Genomic DNA, 16,733 nt, shown 5'->3' with positions numbered 1-16,733 from the left:
GCTGTAACGTTTGACCGCATGCGCGTGTGCATGAGCCAAGGTAGGTACCTCCTTCAATCACTGATGATGGTATTATTCGTAATCAAGCGTTAATTCAGAAAGATACTTCGCAATACCTTCAATCTCTTCTTCTGTCAGATCGTATTGATTGGACATCAGATTACCTGGTTTCACGGCTTCTGGGTCCTTGATCCATTTGTGGAGATTGTTGTATACCGTATCTTCATGATCGTACTTCTGATCATCAGCGTCTACATTCACCAGGATGCCGCCAACGCTCTCGCGGCTGCCGATGCCTGTAAGGTTAGGGAATGCAGGTCCACCCATGTCGCCCACTGCGTGGCAAGTCAGACATTTGCTTTCGAATGCAGCCGCAATAGCCGGGTCGCTTGGAAGCGCTACAGGCTCTTGCAATGCAGCAGCCCAACGATCGAAGGAATCTGGGTTAACTGATTTTACTTTAAAGTCCATTAGGCCATGGGAAGGTCCGCACAACTCGGCGCATTTGCCCAAGTAAACGCCTTCTTTCGGCGCGGAGAAGTACATGAAGTTTACGTTACCGCCCGGGTTTGTATCGATTTTGCCTGCAAGAGACGGAATCCAGAACGAGTGAAGCACGTCAGCCGTCTTCGCTTCGATGGAAATCGTCTTGCCTGTTGGAATAACCAGCTCTTGAGCCGTCTTGATTCCAAGCTCAGGATACTCGAATTCCCACCAGTACTGATGCGAGGTCACGATAACTTTAACCGCATCTGGATCATCGCGGTAGTCCTTGGCTAGATTAAAGACCGATTGCACCGTTGGCACGCCAAGAATAATAAGCAGGATAATTGGAATGACTGTCCAAATAATCTCCAGCTTATGACTTCCTTCCACTTGCTTCGGAATCGTCTTGTCTCCAGGACGTCTGCGGAAACGGATAATTACGTACAAAGAAATTGCAAATACGACAACAACTACGAGACCCATGATGATAATTGCTGTCTTCATCAGCCCGAATTGCTCTTCCGCTACTGGACCCTGAGGATTCAGCGTGGACAAGTCTTCCCGTCCGCAAGCGGCTAGCACTAATACCATCATGGCCATTAGTGGCGCAAGCCGTTTTACAAATTGCCACCGTTTCATCATTAATCAACCCCACTTTTGACGTTTTCGCAGCTGCCTAATTTTCACGTGGCAAGCGGCTTTGCTGCGTGTTTCACAGATGTTTTGACAACTCCTGCAACTTAAATCACTTTATTAAATATAAAGTTGGGAACCCTATTTGTCAATGTTCCACAGAGAGTTCACAAATTGTTCTCAAAGCTGTCAAAAACGCATATTTTCGCCGTTTTCGGGCTCTTGCGTTTGCTGTTTGAAGACTTCTTATCCTGTCGAATCGCCTATTAACAGCTTGCCCTTCTCTCCTACATTGTGCACCAAACCCATGGTCAATTATGTATGTCCCGCATAACGTATATTTACTTCGTCCGAACCTACACTATAGACAAGTCAACTTCACCTGAAATGGGGTCCGCGATCGATGATGAAACGAATGGCCTTTATCCTTCTGTCCGTAGCGGTCATAGCCGCGATGTCGGGCTGCAACTACGAGCAGCTTGTGCAGCAAAGTGATTATGACTACGGCAGCCGGAAGCCTGGCGATCCCAAGATGATTGGCGCCAAGGCTTACGGTGGCATGACGGGCAACACCCATCAGCATGACAATGCCTTCTTCGAATACAGTTCCATTCTATCCAATAAGATTAGCTCGTTAAACGGGGTTGCATCATCTATCGTGATGCTTACTGACAAAAACGCCTACGTCGCCCTGATGCTGGACTGGACGGCTGTAGGAACAAAGGGGTCAAGCGGTACAGAGGAACAGAACAACACGGGTACCAATACTGGCGTATACAATGCCGACAACGGCAGTCCTTATGGCAATGGCCGTGTCTTAGTCTCGCCGTATAATTCCTATTTCTCCGTCAATGACCATCATGACTTGTCTCCAGAACTGAAACAAACCATAGCTAAGCTCGTACGCGGCTACGTGCCTAGCGTTCAGGAAGTTCATATCTCGGCCAATATGGAATTCGTGAACTATTTCAATGAATACGCCAAGGAAGCATGGGGCGGACGTTCGCTTACGCCTTGGATTGATTCCTTCAATACGGTTGTGAAATACCACTTTGCTGGCGGCAAGGTGATGCCGGAGCCGATTACCAATCCAGGGCAGCAGCAGTTCCTGCCAGACTCCAATCAAGTGCGCAGATAATTTTTTTCTTCTATAATATATGCGTTTTGTTTGAATGTAGGGGCAGGCAATCGGATTTGCAACCGGATGCCTGCCCTCGCTCTTTAGTTCTCGGTACCTTTCTTGAGCCGCATAGCATCAATGCCCTGATTCAAATGATACAACGCCGATTCGTACGTTCTGCGATCCTTGTCGCTTTGGGATAGCTGCTCTAATCGTCTAATCTCTTCCTGAAGCTGCCCGGTAAGTGACATGACTCGGTCTTTCGGCGTAGATGGCGATGGCTCCGGGTAGGTCTTGCCATCAGGCGTCTGGAACGTCATCTGGCCGTCGCTGTCCAGTTGGCCAAGAAACACATCTTCAAGCTTCAGCTTGTAGCGCTTCAGCTCATGCTTCATCCAATCCTCAGAATGTCCCGATTGCTTCAGCTCTTCCTTCAGGATATGGCCGTCCATAATGATAGACAGCGGCTGGCTTTCCTTGCTCATTGTCCACCCCAGCATGGCAGGCGTGAGCGGCTGATGCTCCTTCTTCAACTGAACATTCAACTCTCCACTTGGCTCCATCACCGCAAATTCAACATCCGCGACGCGATACACATCTTTCTGCCGTAGCTGCTCCAGTAGTTCATCCAGCGTGATACGCTCTTTTCGCAGTTTTTTCTTGGAGAGCTGGCCATTATGGATCAGTACCGTTCCTTTGCCGTCCACAACATTGCGAAGCCTCCTGCTCTTCAAGGTCCAAAGCTCAATGCCAACCGAGAAGCTTACCCATACGACTAACGACACGATGCCCAAATACCAGAGGTTGTCGAGATCCAGTGAGATATACGCGGCAATGTTGCCGATAGAGATCCCCGTAATATATTCGAACAAAGACAACTCGGAAATTTGGCGTTTGCCCAGCACCTTCGTTAGGATGAATAAAATGACGATGGACGCCAATGTGCGTAATATAATCTGCAGCCAGTCTGGCATATCGCATATCCCCCTTTTCCTCCTATAGGTTAACCAATAGCAGGAAAGTAATGCGCTTGTTGCAATTATCAAATCATTATGATATGATAGTAAGAATGTTATATTTAACCCCTATATATCCCCAGTAAGATTCAATTTTACCCTCTGAATTTTGATTTCTTGACTACAATTCCGGACTCATGTTTCACAAAGACGTAATTCTGATTCACACTGGCGCGGTCATTGGAGCCGTAAGGATGGAAGAGAGGTAGGGCTTCCGTTGTTTTGGGATACAACTAACACAGCTTGGCTTACATGTTGTTTGCAATTTGCAAGGGGATGTCACGTGCTGCTTTATTAGGAAGCGGACTGGTTAAATATAAATTATAAGGGCTGTCCAGCCAGCGACGCTTATCGTTGCCGGCAGGACAGCCCTGTCCAATTTCATGCACTTTATTGTACTTTGACAGTGAATGGAACGATAAAGGTTTCACCCTCCCGTTGGAACTGCCCCCATATCCGGTACAGTCCTTCAGCCGGAAAGCTGGTGACAAATCTGGCTTCCGGTCCGCTTCCGCGCTCATTCACAGGATGCACATGCAAATACTGCTCCAGATCCTCGCTAATGATGACCACGTGGCCGATTGCACCCAGATAAGGCTGAAGATCAGTCAAAGGAACGCCAGTCTTTGGGTGCCGAAGATCAAAGACCAGCTCCGTTTCTTGTCCAGCCGCAAGTTCAGTTATTGCAAGTTCGACAACAGCTTTATCCGTTGACTTGATCCGCTCCTGATCCGCAATCAACCGTTCAAGCGTATACTCCCCGCTAACATGGAGTGTGGTGGACACCGTTGTATGGGCATAACCGGCAGGCTGGAAGTCAGCAAACAGCTTATACTTTCCTCCTGCTGGAAGAACGATATATTGTCTGAATAAGCCATTGCCCGCGTATTCGGGATGCACATGATCGAAGTAGCCGAGGTCTTCGCTAACGATAATCAAATGCAGCTTTCGCTCATGGTTGTCTTCGAACTTCTGGAGCGGCTCTCCCTCTGCATCGGCAATCTGCAGGTCAATTCCGATGGCTTGTCCAGCCGCTGCTTCGCCAGGCTGAAAGCTCCACTCCGCATATAGCTGGCGATCTTCCGCTTCGTCGCTATGATGACCAGGGTGATGCTCAGCCTGATCTGGCCCGGGCTGTTTGCTCTTCTCGATTGTACCGTGATGATGCTCATGTCCTTGATCTGACGCAATAATCGCCTGATTGTGACTGCTATAAGCTGCTCCTTGAACGCGATCGGCACTGAAGGCTCCGAGCGTTCCCGCCAAAATAAAAGCGAGGACCGCCACATAAGATTGGCGATCCCTTATCATCTTCTTTATTGTCATAGATGCTGCATGCTCCCTCTAGTTAGACGACGTCGTAGCCCTGGTCTTCGATGGCTTCTTTAATTGCATCCAGGCTCAACTTCGACTCATCGTATTCAACTGTAACGTTCTTGCTAGCCAAATCCACTTTGCCGCTTGCGCCTTTAAGAGATAACGCCTTCTCAATCGCGCTCACGCAATGTCCGCAGCTCATGCCTTCTACTTTCAATACTGTGTTTGCCATTATAGGATACCCTCTTTCTTATTTCATTAGTTTATTAATTGTAACAAGCAGTTCTTCAAGCACTTCCTGTTCGCCCGCTTGAACCCGTTCGACAACGCAGCTCTTCATATGGCCTTCAAGCAGCAGCTTGGCCACGCTTCCCAAAGCGGACTGTGCAGCAGCGATCTGCGTCAGGACATCGTCGCAATAGGTGTCCTTTTCGATCATGCCCTTAATGCCGCGAATCTGTCCTTCGATCCGATTGAGTCTGGCGTTTAAACCTTGCTTCATTTTATCGGAATGATGGCTCTTACGCTCTTCCCCATGGGAGTGGCCACAGCCTTCTATTGCAATAGCCTCATCGATTTCTTCCATCCACGATACCTCCATAGGGTATTTTTCTTACACCTTTATCTTATCATACCCCTATAGGGTATGCAAATCTTTTTTTTCGCACAGAAAATGGTACTATGACAAAGGTTCCGATTATGCTACGATCCAGATAATGGAGACGCATTCCTCTAGTATGTACAATTAGGCTGCTCTGCAGTCGCTTAGCCTTATGATGACACGGGCATAACAACTTGCAAGCTATATTCATTACAGGTTCTTAAGGAACCAACTTTCTAACAGAGAGGAAGTGCTCTTATCCAACACACCATCAACTTTGCCCATCGGGGAGCTAGCGCTTATTGCCCGGAAAATACGATGGCCGCATTCCGCCATGCTATCGAGCTGGGCGCAACCGGTATTGAAACAGACGTCCAGCGCACGAAGGATGGACGACTCGTACTGATTCATGACGAATCATTGAAGCGCACAACAGGAGACGGCCGGCTGGTCAAGGATGTCGATTATAACGAACTGGCCGGTCTAGATGCCGGCAGCTGGTTCTCTGATTCTTATGCGGGCGAGCGAGTCCCTCTGCTGGACGAGCTGCTGGAGCTGGTGAAGAATACAGGACTGGTTATTAATCTGGAGCTCAAAAACGGTGTTGTCCCTTATAAAGGGATCGAAGCAGAAGTCATCGCTATGGTTCAGGAGCATGGCCTGGGCGATCGCATCATTCTATCAAGCTTCAATCACTATTCACTTGTGTTATGCAAGAAGATAGCATCGGATATCAAAACGGGTATTCTCTATATGGAAGGACTTTATCAGCCATGGGAATACGCCAAGTCGATTCAGGCGAACGCTCTTCATGCCTACAAATTCGCAGTCCTGCCCGAATGGGTGCAGGAAGCCGCCGAGCATGGCATCGCTTATCATCCGTTCACCGTTAACGATGAGAATGAATTGGAGCGCCTGCTTGCCTGCGGAGTGTCTGGTATCATTACGGATTACCCAGATCGGCTGGATGCCATGATGAGACGAAGCGAGAGGAGCTAGCGCAGAATGAAAAAAACTTGGCTGCTTGGCTTAGGTATTTTCAGCATTAGCATTACATGGGCGTTGTACAACGCTTTTGTCCCGTTTTTCCTGGAAGAGTATATCTCAAGTCTAGCCTTGATCGGCTTCATGATGACGCTGGACAATTATTTTGCCATCTTCTTGCAACCGATTATCGGCCGCAAGAGCGACAGCACCGACACGCGGTTCGGCAAGCGAATGCCGTTCCTTATCATCGGCATCCCGCTCGCTGCCGTATTCGGCGCGCTTATTCCATGGCACAACAGCCTGGTCATGCTGGTCGCCTTTATGATGCTGATGAATCTGTCCATGAGCTTGTACCGCTCGCCTACGGTAGCGCTTATGCCGGATATTACCCCACCGTATAAGCGGTCGCAAGCAAGCGGCATTATCAACTTTATGGGCGGAGTAGGGTCGGTGCTCGCTTTCGCGGGCGGGGCTTATCTGTACAAGCAGCATAGCTCGCTGCCGTTCCTCTCTTCTTCTCTTTTGTCCTTGCTTTGTCTGGTTATCCTGCTCTGGGTAATTCGGGAGAAGAGAGACGCCCTTTCCTATCAGCCTGCGGAGCCGTCGGAAAAAACCTCGTTCCGGGGCGAGTGGAACCGGCCAACTGTTATGCTGTTTTTCGCCATCTTCTTCTGGTATTTCTCCTACCAAGGAGTGGAAGCACTCTTCTCTCTCTATGGGAAAAATCATCTCGGCATGACCAAGGACGAAGCAGTTCTCTCGCTTGCCTTCTTCTCGCTCTCCTTCGTTATAGCAGCTATCCCTGCAGGGCTGCTCGGCAAGAGATTCGGCAATAAACTTGTCATTATGGTCGGAATTATTGGGCTCATCGCTACATTCGGGTTCATTACACTGATTGATTCCGTGCTGGCTTTGCGCATTTTGCTGATCTTCGGGGGTATCTTCTGGGCTTGCATCAACATTAATGCCTATCCTTTCATTGTGGCGCTTGGCAAAGAAAGCAGCATCGGGACCCGCACAGGCATCTATTACCTCGCTACCTCTCTTGCAGCCGTTTCCTCTCCGCCGCTAATGGGATCGCTTATCGATTGGTTCAGTTACTCCGCACTGTTCTATATCGCAGCCGGCGGCATGGTCTTTGCCCTGCTGTTCCTGCTCGGTGTGAAGGATGATGGCATAGCCAAGTCGCCTCCGTCAGAGACAACAGCTAACGCAGTCTAACCTATACGAACAAATAAGGGTTGCCTTGAACGGTCATGAAAGACCGATCAAGACAACCCTTAATCATTAGTGAATGCTGTTTTTACTGAAGTTGCCGCCCATTACATCGGATACATGCTCAACCGCGATAAACGCATTTTCGTCAACGGATTGCACGATTCCCTTCAGCTTGGCCAGCTCCAGACGAGATACGACGCAATAGATAACCTTCGTATCCTCGCCGGAATATCCGCCTGTCGCTTGCAGCAGCGTCGTGCTGCGGCCAAGGCGATCGACGATGGATTGGGAGATTTCCTCGTATTCCTTCGAAATGATCGTCACCGACTTCGACTCCTCAAGACCTTCTACGACGATATCAATAACTTTGATCGCTATGTAGTAGGTGACCATGGAATACATGGCGGATGACCACTCGAATACAAATCCCGCAACAAGAAAGATAATGACATTGAATAACATAATGACTTGACCTACGGCCATCCGAAGCTTCTTCGAAATCAGGATGGAGACGACCTCAATTCCGTCCAGCGCGCCTCCATAACGGATAACGAGACCTACACCGGCACCCAGGATCATCCCGCCGAACAATACGGCAAGCAGCTTGTCATCCGGGAAGGCTTCCACATGATGCAGCATCGCCGTCGTCAGCGACATAATCGTAATGCCGTACAGCGTCGAGATGGCGAATGTTTTGCCCAGCTGCTTATAACCCAAGATTAGAAAAGGCACGTTGATTATAAACAAATACAAGCTCAGCGGCAGAGGCGTAAGAGCGGACAGCATGATCGACACGCCCGCAATGCCCCCGTCAATAATATCGAATGGAACCAGAAACAATTCTAACGCTACACCCATCATAACGGAGCCAATGGTTATGAAAATAAATCGTTTTACAATCTCCGCCATGGATAACTTTTTATGCTCTTTTATACTCGCCAATGGTGGCGCACCTCCATATCCTTGCGGCCCGGTCGATCCCATTCGATATTGCGATGCCTGGTCGGCAGATTAATCGATGTATCCGGCTAAGCCCTTCTCCATAAAAAAGTCCATCTCGCATTCTAAAATTTCTTCTACCTGAGGTTCTTCTAGCTGTACATCACGCTTGCTTACAATATAATCCGTCATATCATCGATATCGATATCTACCTCGCCGTTCTTATCCGCTTTGGCATTCCCGATAAAGGCCTTTTCGTAACGCAGTACAAGTTCAATATATTTCCGCTCAACCTTGATGCGTTCCGCTATATAGGCAATCAATTCCTTCTCATTCACCTGTTCGCTCATGTCCACCCTCTCCTATCAGAATCCTCTTACTACTTAACCATTTTATTATTATACACCCGAAAAGGCCTATTGCGCACCCTCCATATCATGACCGAATTTCATAGTCTCCATAACGGACTTTCGATTATTGCATATCGAATCTGCCCGAATACGGGCCCGCGGACAGAGAAAGCCCTCTGCGTCTTATCGACTACAGAGGGCTTCCAGCACTAGGAGAGCAGGTTTACGATATCCTTTTCAATCTTGGCCGGCTCATCCGCAGAACCGTACCGCTTCACAACTCTTCCATCCCGATCGACCAAAAACTTCGTGAAATTCCACTTGATCGCCTTTGATCCGAATACGCCGCGAGCCTCATTGGTCAGATGCTTGAATAAAGGATGCGCATCGCCGCCATTCACATTGATCTTGGAATAGAGCGGGAAGTTGACGCCAAAGTTCAATTCACAGGTTTGCGCGACTTCGCTGTCGGTCCCCTTCTCCTGATTGCCGAATTGCGAGCTAGGGAAACCAAGAACAGCGAAGCCTTGATCCTTATAATCATCATGCAGCTTCTGCAGGCCTTTGAACTGAGGTGCAAATCCGCATCCTGTCGCTGTATTCACAATAAGCATGACTTTGCCCTCATAAGGCGCTAACGTCTGCTGCTCGCCTCGAATCGACTTCACTTCAAAATCGTAAATGGACATATCCTATTCCTCCCTAACCGAATATCGATGATTTAATTAAATTGTATCCAATTTATTGGCCGCCGTCAATCTTTTCCGCCAGCGCACCAAAAAATCCCGACAGTCCTGTCGGGATTTACTATTATTTTAACCGTTTATTACTGTCGACCGAATGCCGCTCCGGCAAGTCCGATCAGCACGCCCAATACCGCACCGGCCGCTACTTCTCCCGGCTGATGGCCCAGCGTCTCCTTCAACTGTTCTTTGCGCCGCTTATGATAGATGCCGGGATGATGGCCCGCCAGCTTCTCTACATCGGCATCCAGATCATTAACTTGAATCGCGATTTCACCCGCATGACGGCGGATATTCATCGCATCATACATCACGATAATGCCTAACATAGAAGCAATGGCGAACTCGGGTGTTCGAATGCCGTGCTTGGATGCGGTATAGGCTGCCAGTGCGGCTACGCCGCTAGAGTGAGAGCTCGGCATTCCGCCGGAGCCGACGATCTTACGTACATCCCATTTCCCCGTTTTGCTGTAATGCCAAGGCAGCTTCAATAATTGCGCCGCTCCGACGGCTGCGAGAGCCGTCGTCAATCCTCGGTTGGACATGACCCCAATAACCTCCCGTTATAATGTCCATGTCAGTGTTCCCTGAAGTGATTACCTCCATTCGATCATAAGCGACACAGCTTATCCTGCTTGGTTCTTCACAGATTTGATTTCGCACGATACAACAAGGGCTGCTCCATTAGGTACGAAACCTATTGAAGCAGCCCTCATATGTTCAACTATTGTTATTTAATCGCTGCATTGATTTCGTTCGCCATCTCGGCTACGGAGATCAGACCGCCGCCGGACAGGTACCAGAACTCAGGGTCCAGATACACGATGTTGCCTTCTTTGAAAGCTGTCGTGTTTTTCACCAAATCATTTTCAACCGTTTCTTTCGCGCCAGCTTCGCCGGCAATTGCTGCATTACGGTCTACGACGAACAGGTAATCCGGATTTTTCTCGGAGATGAACTCGAAGGAGATTTCATCGCCATGTGTGCTTACTTTAATGGATGGATCAACTGCGGCTACGCCAAAGACGTCATGGATGATGCCGAAGCGCGAGCCCGGGCCATACGCGCTGATCTTGCCTTCGTTCGACAAGATGATCAGGCCGTTTTTGCCTGCAGCCGTTGCTTTGTCGTTTACAGCTTTCACTGTAGCATCAATGTCAGCCAGAGCCGCTTCAGCCTCGGCTTGCTTGCCGAAGATTTCAGCCAGCGTGTGTACGTTGGACTTGAACGATTCCATATAGTTCGACGTGTCTACGCCCATGTAGATCGTAGGAGCAAAATCGCTCAGCTCTTCATAAGCGTCGGATTGACGACCGGAAATAATGATCAGGTCAGGGGAAATGCCATGAATCGTCTCGAAGTCAGGTTCTTTCAGCGAACCGGCATTTACATATTTCGAGTCTTTATATTTTTCCAGGTAGGAAGGAACGCCTGCTTGCGGAAGCGAAGCAACTTCAACGCCCAGCTTATCCAGCGTATCCAATGTACCGTAGTCGAATACAACCACTTTCGACGGACTCGCCTTCACCGTTGTTTCACCCAATTGATGTTTGACGACAATATCAGAAGCCGGAGCTTCTGCCGACGGGGATGGCGACGGCGAGCTGGAAGCATTGCCTCCTGTGTTTTTGCCGCCGTTATTGCCTCCGCATGCAGCAAGAGCCATAGCGAATACAAGCAGAATTGCGATTAGACCAAACCTTTTTTTCATCATGTTCACTCCTATTTATTTATCTTTATTTGAAATAGACGCCGATTCGGTTGCCGTTGACCAGCTCGATCGGAATGTCCATATCATAAATATCTTCTAGTACGGCGTTGTCGATAATCGATTCCGTAGGACCTTCCTTCACAACCTTGCCGTCCTTCAAAGCGACGATGTAATCGGAATAGCAGGACGCAAAGTTGATATCGTGAATAACGATGATCACCGTCTTGCCAAGCTCTTCGGCCAGCCTGCGCAGCACTTTCATAATTTGGACCGAATGCTTCATATCCAGATTGTTAAGCGGTTCGTCAAGCAGAATGTATTCGGTATTCTGCGCGATGACCATCGCGATGAACGCACGCTGGTTTTGACCGCCGCTAAGCTGGTCCAAATACCTGTATTGCAGCTCCGTCAGATCCATATATGCGATCGCTTCATCAACCTTCTCCCAATCTTCCTTCTTCAGCTTCCCTTGCGAATAGGGGAAACGGCCGAAGCTGACCAGTTCTCTTACCGTCAGACGCAAATTCACCGTATTGGATTGTTTGAGGATAGAGATTTTTTTGGCAAGCTCGGTGCTTTTCCACTCCGAGATGTCCTTCCCGTCAATAAGCACCTTCCCGCTATCCTTCTGAAGCAGGCGGCTGATCATCGAGAGCAGCGTGCTCTTCCCCGCTCCGTTCGGACCGATAAAGGACGTGACGCTCCCTTGCCTGATCTTGAGCGATACTTTCTCGACTACCGGCTTGCCGGCGTAGGATTTGGATACCTCTTGAACCTCAATCATGATTTACTCTCCCTTAGAAGCAGATATAAGAAGTAAATTCCGCCGATAAAGTTGATAATGACGCTGACCGTCGTCTCGAAGGTAAAGACACGCTCGACAATCATCTGGCCTCCGACCAATGCGATAATGCTGATCAACATCGTGCTTGGCACAAGAATGCTGTGCCGGTAGGTTTTCATGAACTGATAGCCTACGTTAACAACAAGAAGGCCAAGGAATGTAATAGGGCCGACCAGCGCAGTCGATACTGCAATCAGAATAGCAACGATAACAAGCAGGTTCATCACCACGAAGTTGTACGGAATGCCGAGATTAACCGCATGCTCTCTGCCCAGCGACATCGCGTCCAGATATTTCGAAAACCTAAGGGCATACAGAGCAACAAGCGCTAGGAGAATGATGGACAACACCAGCAAGTCGGAATTGACATTATTGAAGCTGGCGAACATCTTGCCTTGCACAACCAGGAAATCATTAGGGTCAATCAATACCTGCATGAAGGTGGTCATACTGCCGAACATCGTGCCCATGACAAGCCCGATCAGCAGCAGGAAAAACAAATTGCTGCGGCCTTCCCTTTTAAAGATCAACTTATAAAGGATGCCGACAAAAATCAGCATGATACCGACTGTAAATCCAAAGTTGAGCATTTTGTTCGTGCTAGGCAGACTGACGACGCCAAAGGCAAAAATAACGACAGTCTGGATAAGCATATATAAAGAATCCAAACCGATAACGTTCGGGGTCAATATCCGGTTGTTCGTAATCGTCTGGAAAATTAATGTGGCAAAAGCAATTGCGCCGCCGGTAAGCGTAATCGCAAGCACCTTCTTGATTCTGCGTTCCAGTGCGTAATCCCAGTTATGCGGCAGATCTACGAATAAGAAGGCGGCAATGACGCCAAGGGCCAAAGCGGCGAGCAATGTCAGTTTAAGCTTCATAGGCTCTTCTCCTCATCAGCAGATACAGGAATACGATACTTCCGATCACGCCGACAGTAAGCCCGATTGGTATTTCGTATGGATAAATAATCAGCCTGCCCACGATATCGCATACCAGCAAAAATACCGCCCCGAGTAAAGCTGTATGTACCAGGCTTTTCTTCAGATTGTCCCCTACATAAAGCGTTACGATATTCGGAATAATGAGGCCGAGGAACGGAATGATGCCGATCGTCAGAATGACGACAACCGATACCAGCGCCACGATAATGAGACCGACGTTGACCACGAATTTGTGATTAAGGCCCAGATTGACCGAAAACTCTTCCCCCATACCCGCAATTGTAAATTTGTTCGCGTACAGATAGGCGAAGATCAGCAGCGGAATGCTGATATACAAGAGCTCGTAGCGGCCTGTCATCATCGCCGATGTACTGCCTTGAAGCCAAGACGTCACATTCTGGATCATATCGTTTTTGTATGCAAAAAAAGTAGTGATCGAATTAATAATGCCGCCGAACATCAAGCCGACCAGCGGAATAAAAATGGTATCCTTGAATTTGATCCGGTCCAGAAACTTCATGAACACATAAGTGCCTGCCAGCGCAAAAGCAAAAGCGATTAGCATCTTCTGCATCGTCGTCGCAGAGGCGAAAACAAGCAGCGCCACCAATATCCCCAGCTTCGCAGCATCATCCGTGCCCGCCGTTGTAGGCGATACGAATTTGTTGCGGCTAAGCTGCTGCATGATGAGACCGGCGATACTCATGCTAATCCCTGCAATAAGAAGACTGACCAGCCTTGGAATCCGGCTGATGGTGAACACCTGCCACTGCTTCTCCGTCATGCTGAACAGGTCGGTGATGGATAGATTTTCTGCTCCGATAAATAGCGATGTGACCGACAAAAGCACAAGCGCTGTGACTAACATCCATACTTTCATGTCTTATCCTCAGATCTGTCATCCGTTTATGGAATAAAATGAGATAGTGATTATCACGCTTAGTCATAAAAATAAGCTTCCGATAATCTCCGCTCACATGCGGTGATAATGATTATCATAAGCACAAAGCTATTATGCCATGCACCATTTCATACGTCAACCTTTTGGAGATAATAATTCTCAGTGTTAGCCATACTGCTTCTCAATATGACAGAACCGTGAACATTGGCTGTTTGTTCTTTCCAATTAGCCTTAGCCGGCAGCGCAGCGCATGAGATGAGACGCTTTACGCCATTCTAACGAGAAGGAGGTGAATGCTCGTATGTCCACATCCAAAAACCGCAGAGAAAATGCTTGGCACCAGCGCAAGCACCGACAGCGTCCATCGCATGGGAAAGTCAAATCATTCGAGGAGTTAAGCCAGGAAGGCACTTCATCTAAATCCTAAACAAAAAAGCGGGCTCGCATACGGAAATCCGTTGCTTGCCCGCCATATATATCCCGCCGTTCAACCTTTAAGCGACGACCATCTTCACTTCTTCATACTTTTCGTCAAAGGAGATGCGAAGCTCCTTGTTCTCTACATACCAGACATTATCCTCTTCCATGTAAAAGAAGATGCCCTCTACCTGCTGGCTAAGAACCGCATTTCTGGGTTCATCCTTCGTGATGCCAAGCGACAATCCGGGGTGCACGCTTCCGCAGCCTCCCAGCCGTACGAAGATACGTACGCTATCCCCTTCGCTTAAATCCATCTGCTCTTTGTACCAACGTGCCGCATTCTGTTCAACAATCAGGTTCATCGCGTGCCAGCTCCTTTCATTCTGTCAGGATGCGCGCGGCATCCTTATTCCTCCATTATAACGCGAGATGCTTGTCTCTATCACGTTACATTTTACGGAATAATGACGTTTGCTAGCAGCTAGTCGCGTGCAGGCGCCCGCTTGAGAAGGACAACAGAAGCCGCCAGCAAAGCGGCAATCGCAATCAGTGAGGTTATGATCGCCCACCACGACGCAGGCTCCATCTGAAGCCAGCCCGAACTTGTCGCAGCCTGATAGGCCAGTCCGGTCAGAGCTCCCGGGCTCCATGCCATATACTTCGGAATCAAGCCTGCCAGCACACTCAGCAGAATGGCTGCCCCAAGCGACGAAAAAGCAGCCCCTGCCGCGCTCCGAAGTGCCGTGCTGAACAGTAGTGTCACAGTCAGTACAAAGGAAAACCAAAGGCCGTACAGGATAAAACTAAGCAAGAAAGGAACTACGTCCACATACTCAATTAAAAGCCATGTGTAGTACCATGCCGCCCCATAACCAAGGAGCAGCGATCCCCAAGCGAGCAGCATCATGCTCAGCCACTTGGACAGGATGTAAGAGGCATACGATACAGGTTTGACCAGCACAAGAGCGGACGCTCCGTTATTCCGCTCGCCGGAGACAATGCCCATGCAAGCCAACGCCAGAATCAAGATACCCATTACTCCGAATTGGGACAGCGTATCGGCAAGCACTTGAGAGCCGACGGCAGGGGGAATTTCGATCACCGTGCCTTCAGGCATGTTGCCCGCCTTTTCAATGATTATTGGCATATAGTAACTGAGCACTGGCTGCATAATACCGAGTACGGCAAAGACGATCGGCACCCATATCAGCTTAAAGCTTCTCAGCAGCTCCAGACATTCCTTGCCCAGCAGAGTCAAGAATACCGCTCCGCCTGAGCTTCGTTTGACGGATTTCAACACTCCCGTTCCGTGTTGTGTCCCGCTGTAAGTTTCGTTCATGCTGTTCATTCGCCCACCACCTTCATAAATAAATCCTCCAGAGACGAATAACCAACCTCAAGTCGGCTGAATGGAACCGAATGCCTTGTCAGCTCCTCTAGCAGTGCCTGCCGCGCCTCGTCCATATGAATGGCGGTCATATGAAGCCGGTTGCCGCGCATCTCCGCTTCGCTTAGCCAGCTATAACGTACCTCTCCGTTTAGCGATTTCTCTACGAATGCTCTCGCCCAATCCATCCCTCGCGCATTGTCCTCATCCAGCTTCAGCTCGATAACCGGCTGGCGATGCTGGCTGCGAATCGACGACAGCGACCCTTGCAGGGCCACTTCGCCTGCGCGAATAATGACAACGTCATCGCATAGCTCTTCGGCATCATGCAGCACATGCGTGGAGAACAGAACAGTCATCTCCGACTTCAACTCCTTGAGCAGGCGCAGCACTTCCCGGCGTCCGAGCGGGTCCAGCGCTGATACCGGCTCATCCATGACGAGCAGCTTCGGTTGATGGACAAGCGCCTGCGCTAGTCCTAGCCGTTGCTTCATGCCGCCGGAATATCCGCCCAGCTTCCGCTTGGCTGCATCCGCAAGACCTACCCGCTCCAGCATCTCAATTGCCCGCTTCTTGGCGTCGGAAGCGCTGAGTCCGCATAGACGGCCGGCATAGACCACATATTCCATGCCGCTCATCCAATTATGAAATGCGGGCATCTGAGGCAGGTAACCTATTAAGTTCCGCCGATCCTCTCCGGGCGCCAGCGAATGAAACCGCACTTCACCTGCCGTAGGAGCAAGCAGCCCTGTCAGCATTCGGATGGTCGTCGTCTTTCCTGCCCCATTGGGACCTAACAGCGCAACACATCTGCCCTCCTGTATGCTGAAATCGATCGATTTCACCGCTTGCATGGTGCCAAATGATTTGGTTAAGCCTTTGACTTGCATCAATTCTGCCATTATGAATTTCTCCTTCCGAACAGGAAGAACGCGATCGGGCCAATCAATTGGCCCAATATGATGATGAGCACCCACATCATCTTCGGACCTCTGGTCTCTTCTGTTTTTACGCAAAACACAAGTGCAATGATCATCAATAGGAGCTGAAGAAGGATAAGCGGTACAATAAGTCCCATCAGTTGCGATAATTCCAATGTCTCTTTCATCAGACGC

21 protein-coding genes are annotated in these 16,733 nt (G+C 49.2%); 4 read left to right on the top strand and 17 right to left on the bottom strand.

From position 1 onward, the window contains the following. Window positions 1-72: 72 nt before the first annotated feature. Window positions 73-1,128 carry a cytochrome c oxidase subunit II gene (gene coxB / locus AC0YNW_RS25805; RefSeq protein WP_387479777.1) on the bottom strand — a complete coding sequence of 352 codons (1,056 nt, stop codon included), beginning with the start codon at window positions 1,126-1,128 and terminating at the stop codon, window positions 73-75. A gap of 394 nt (window positions 1,129-1,522) precedes the next feature. Between coxB and AC0YNW_RS25800 the strand changes: the two genes are divergently transcribed. Continuing rightward, window positions 1,523-2,257, top strand: a complete 735-nt coding sequence (locus AC0YNW_RS25800) for a hypothetical protein (protein ID WP_475834353.1) — start codon at window positions 1,523-1,525, stop codon at window positions 2,255-2,257. A gap of 83 nt (window positions 2,258-2,340) precedes the next feature. On the opposite strand, the gene AC0YNW_RS25795 is transcribed toward AC0YNW_RS25800, so the two are convergent. From AC0YNW_RS25795 to AC0YNW_RS25780, 4 genes are all read right to left on the bottom strand, one after another. Further along, window positions 2,341-3,213 (bottom strand): DUF421 domain-containing protein, encoded by an 873-nt coding sequence (locus AC0YNW_RS25795; RefSeq protein ID WP_475834352.1) that lies wholly within the window; start codon window positions 3,211-3,213, stop codon window positions 2,341-2,343. 432 nt (window positions 3,214-3,645) lie between these two features. Then, a complete protein-coding gene (locus AC0YNW_RS25790) occupies window positions 3,646-4,581 on the bottom strand; it encodes a hypothetical protein (RefSeq protein WP_475834351.1) in 936 nt (311 codons plus the stop codon). Between the two features lie 22 nt (window positions 4,582-4,603). After that, complete coding sequence (locus AC0YNW_RS25785) at window positions 4,604-4,804, bottom strand: copper ion binding protein (protein WP_475834350.1); 201 nt, start codon at window positions 4,802-4,804, stop codon at window positions 4,604-4,606. A gap of 18 nt (window positions 4,805-4,822) precedes the next feature. Then, window positions 4,823-5,158 carry a metal-sensitive transcriptional regulator gene (locus AC0YNW_RS25780; RefSeq protein ID WP_387479782.1) on the bottom strand — a complete coding sequence of 112 codons (336 nt, stop codon included), beginning with the start codon at window positions 5,156-5,158 and terminating at the stop codon, window positions 4,823-4,825. Window positions 5,159-5,431: 273 nt separating this feature from the next. On the opposite strand from AC0YNW_RS25780, the gene AC0YNW_RS25775 reads away from it, so the two are divergent. Together AC0YNW_RS25775 and AC0YNW_RS25770 are read left to right on the top strand one after the other, a co-directional pair. Then, window positions 5,432-6,172 carry a glycerophosphodiester phosphodiesterase gene (locus AC0YNW_RS25775; protein WP_475834403.1) on the top strand — a complete coding sequence of 247 codons (741 nt, stop codon included), beginning with the start codon at window positions 5,432-5,434 and terminating at the stop codon, window positions 6,170-6,172. A gap of 6 nt (window positions 6,173-6,178) precedes the next feature. Further along, entirely contained in the window at window positions 6,179-7,381 is a 1,203-nt protein-coding gene (locus tag AC0YNW_RS25770) for an MFS transporter (protein WP_475834349.1), read from the top strand. Between the two features lie 66 nt (window positions 7,382-7,447). On the opposite strand, the gene AC0YNW_RS25765 is transcribed toward AC0YNW_RS25770, so the two are convergent. The 8 genes from AC0YNW_RS25765 to AC0YNW_RS25730 form a co-directional block, all read right to left on the bottom strand. Continuing rightward, window positions 7,448-8,362 carry a YitT family protein gene (locus AC0YNW_RS25765; RefSeq protein WP_475834348.1) on the bottom strand — a complete coding sequence of 305 codons (915 nt, stop codon included), beginning with the start codon at window positions 8,360-8,362 and terminating at the stop codon, window positions 7,448-7,450. Between the two features lie 27 nt (window positions 8,363-8,389). Continuing rightward, entirely contained in the window at window positions 8,390-8,668 is a 279-nt protein-coding gene (locus AC0YNW_RS25760; RefSeq protein WP_475834347.1) for a hypothetical protein, read from the bottom strand. 209 nt (window positions 8,669-8,877) lie between these two features. Further along, on the bottom strand, window positions 8,878-9,357 hold the full coding sequence (locus tag AC0YNW_RS25755) for a glutathione peroxidase (protein WP_387479786.1): 480 nt from the start codon (window positions 9,355-9,357) through the stop codon (window positions 8,878-8,880). Between the two features lie 137 nt (window positions 9,358-9,494). Then, a complete protein-coding gene (locus AC0YNW_RS25750) occupies window positions 9,495-9,956 on the bottom strand; it encodes a divergent PAP2 family protein (RefSeq protein ID WP_475834346.1) in 462 nt (153 codons plus the stop codon). A 185-nt stretch (window positions 9,957-10,141) separates the two neighbouring features. Next, the gene (locus AC0YNW_RS25745) at window positions 10,142-11,122 is read right to left on the bottom strand and encodes a siderophore ABC transporter substrate-binding protein (RefSeq protein ID WP_475834402.1); all 981 of its coding nucleotides are present in this window, start codon (window positions 11,120-11,122) and stop codon (window positions 10,142-10,144) included. A 25-nt stretch (window positions 11,123-11,147) separates the two neighbouring features. Continuing rightward, window positions 11,148-11,906 (bottom strand): iron ABC transporter ATP-binding protein, encoded by a 759-nt coding sequence (locus tag AC0YNW_RS25740; RefSeq protein ID WP_475834345.1) that lies wholly within the window; start codon window positions 11,904-11,906, stop codon window positions 11,148-11,150. Further along, window positions 11,903-12,847, bottom strand: coding sequence for an iron chelate uptake ABC transporter family permease subunit (locus AC0YNW_RS25735; protein WP_475834344.1), 945 nt, complete (start codon window positions 12,845-12,847; stop codon window positions 11,903-11,905). The genes AC0YNW_RS25740 and AC0YNW_RS25735 overlap by 4 nt, the downstream gene beginning before the upstream one ends. After that, a complete protein-coding gene (locus tag AC0YNW_RS25730; RefSeq protein ID WP_475834343.1) occupies window positions 12,837-13,790 on the bottom strand; it encodes an ABC transporter permease in 954 nt (317 codons plus the stop codon). The genes AC0YNW_RS25735 and AC0YNW_RS25730 overlap by 11 nt, the downstream gene beginning before the upstream one ends. A gap of 322 nt (window positions 13,791-14,112) precedes the next feature. Between AC0YNW_RS25730 and AC0YNW_RS25725 the strand changes: the two genes are divergently transcribed. Beyond that, window positions 14,113-14,238, top strand: a complete 126-nt coding sequence (locus AC0YNW_RS25725) for a DUF6254 family protein (RefSeq protein ID WP_475834342.1) — start codon at window positions 14,113-14,115, stop codon at window positions 14,236-14,238. Window positions 14,239-14,305: 67 nt separating this feature from the next. Here AC0YNW_RS25725 and AC0YNW_RS25720 read toward each other — a convergent pair whose 3' ends face one another. From AC0YNW_RS25720 to AC0YNW_RS25705, 4 genes are all read right to left on the bottom strand, one after another. Continuing rightward, on the bottom strand, window positions 14,306-14,593 hold the full coding sequence (locus AC0YNW_RS25720; RefSeq protein WP_387479792.1) for a HesB/YadR/YfhF family protein: 288 nt from the start codon (window positions 14,591-14,593) through the stop codon (window positions 14,306-14,308). Between the two features lie 119 nt (window positions 14,594-14,712). Then, window positions 14,713-15,579 carry an ABC transporter permease gene (locus tag AC0YNW_RS25715; RefSeq protein WP_475834341.1) on the bottom strand — a complete coding sequence of 289 codons (867 nt, stop codon included), beginning with the start codon at window positions 15,577-15,579 and terminating at the stop codon, window positions 14,713-14,715. Further along, window positions 15,576-16,520, bottom strand: a complete 945-nt coding sequence (locus AC0YNW_RS25710; protein ID WP_475834340.1) for an ABC transporter ATP-binding protein — start codon at window positions 16,518-16,520, stop codon at window positions 15,576-15,578. Before AC0YNW_RS25710 ends, AC0YNW_RS25715 begins: the two co-directional genes overlap by 4 nt. Then, window positions 16,520-16,726, bottom strand: a complete 207-nt coding sequence (locus AC0YNW_RS25705) for a PLD nuclease N-terminal domain-containing protein (RefSeq protein WP_475834339.1) — start codon at window positions 16,724-16,726, stop codon at window positions 16,520-16,522. The genes AC0YNW_RS25710 and AC0YNW_RS25705 overlap by 1 nt, the downstream gene beginning before the upstream one ends. Between the last annotated feature and the right edge of the window lie 7 nt (window positions 16,727-16,733).

Source organism: Paenibacillus sp. J31R120 (genome assembly GCF_056269225.1).
Note: the sequence above shows the minus strand (reverse complement) of the source record. Positions and strands in the feature narration are given on the sequence as shown.

What these genes read in the sequence shown, in the direction of transcription:
- coxB (WP_387479777.1), bottom strand. Translation starts at nt 1,128, where the DNA reads ATGATGAAACGGTGGCAATTTGTAAAACGGCTTGCGCCACTAATGGCC.
- AC0YNW_RS25800 (WP_475834353.1), top strand. Translation starts at nt 1,523, where the DNA reads ATGATGAAACGAATGGCCTTTATCCTTCTGTCCGTAGCGGTCATAGCC.
- AC0YNW_RS25795 (WP_475834352.1), bottom strand. Translation starts at nt 3,213, where the DNA reads ATGCCAGACTGGCTGCAGATTATATTACGCACATTGGCGTCCATCGTC.
- AC0YNW_RS25790 (WP_475834351.1), bottom strand. Translation starts at nt 4,581, where the DNA reads ATGACAATAAAGAAGATGATAAGGGATCGCCAATCTTATGTGGCGGTC.
- AC0YNW_RS25785 (WP_475834350.1), bottom strand. Translation starts at nt 4,804, where the DNA reads ATGGCAAACACAGTATTGAAAGTAGAAGGCATGAGCTGCGGACATTGC.
- AC0YNW_RS25780 (WP_387479782.1), bottom strand. Translation starts at nt 5,158, where the DNA reads ATGGAAGAAATCGATGAGGCTATTGCAATAGAAGGCTGTGGCCACTCC.
- AC0YNW_RS25770 (WP_475834349.1), top strand. Translation starts at nt 6,179, where the DNA reads ATGAAAAAAACTTGGCTGCTTGGCTTAGGTATTTTCAGCATTAGCATT.
- AC0YNW_RS25765 (WP_475834348.1), bottom strand. Translation starts at nt 8,362, where the DNA reads ATGGGATCGACCGGGCCGCAAGGATATGGAGGTGCGCCACCATTGGCG.
- AC0YNW_RS25760 (WP_475834347.1), bottom strand. Translation starts at nt 8,668, where the DNA reads ATGAGCGAACAGGTGAATGAGAAGGAATTGATTGCCTATATAGCGGAA.
- AC0YNW_RS25755 (WP_387479786.1), bottom strand. Translation starts at nt 9,357, where the DNA reads ATGTCCATTTACGATTTTGAAGTGAAGTCGATTCGAGGCGAGCAGCAG.
- AC0YNW_RS25750 (WP_475834346.1), bottom strand. Translation starts at nt 9,956, where the DNA reads ATGTCCAACCGAGGATTGACGACGGCTCTCGCAGCCGTCGGAGCGGCG.
- AC0YNW_RS25745 (WP_475834402.1), bottom strand. Translation starts at nt 11,122, where the DNA reads ATGAAAAAAAGGTTTGGTCTAATCGCAATTCTGCTTGTATTCGCTATG.
- AC0YNW_RS25740 (WP_475834345.1), bottom strand. Translation starts at nt 11,906, where the DNA reads ATGATTGAGGTTCAAGAGGTATCCAAATCCTACGCCGGCAAGCCGGTA.
- AC0YNW_RS25735 (WP_475834344.1), bottom strand. Translation starts at nt 12,847, where the DNA reads ATGAAGCTTAAACTGACATTGCTCGCCGCTTTGGCCCTTGGCGTCATT.
- AC0YNW_RS25730 (WP_475834343.1), bottom strand. Translation starts at nt 13,790, where the DNA reads ATGAAAGTATGGATGTTAGTCACAGCGCTTGTGCTTTTGTCGGTCACA.
- AC0YNW_RS25725 (WP_475834342.1), top strand. Translation starts at nt 14,113, where the DNA reads ATGTCCACATCCAAAAACCGCAGAGAAAATGCTTGGCACCAGCGCAAG.
- AC0YNW_RS25720 (WP_387479792.1), bottom strand. Translation starts at nt 14,593, where the DNA reads ATGAACCTGATTGTTGAACAGAATGCGGCACGTTGGTACAAAGAGCAG.
- AC0YNW_RS25715 (WP_475834341.1), bottom strand. Translation starts at nt 15,579, where the DNA reads ATGAACAGCATGAACGAAACTTACAGCGGGACACAACACGGAACGGGA.
- AC0YNW_RS25710 (WP_475834340.1), bottom strand. Translation starts at nt 16,520, where the DNA reads ATGGCAGAATTGATGCAAGTCAAAGGCTTAACCAAATCATTTGGCACC.
- AC0YNW_RS25705 (WP_475834339.1), bottom strand. Translation starts at nt 16,726, where the DNA reads ATGAAAGAGACATTGGAATTATCGCAACTGATGGGACTTATTGTACCG.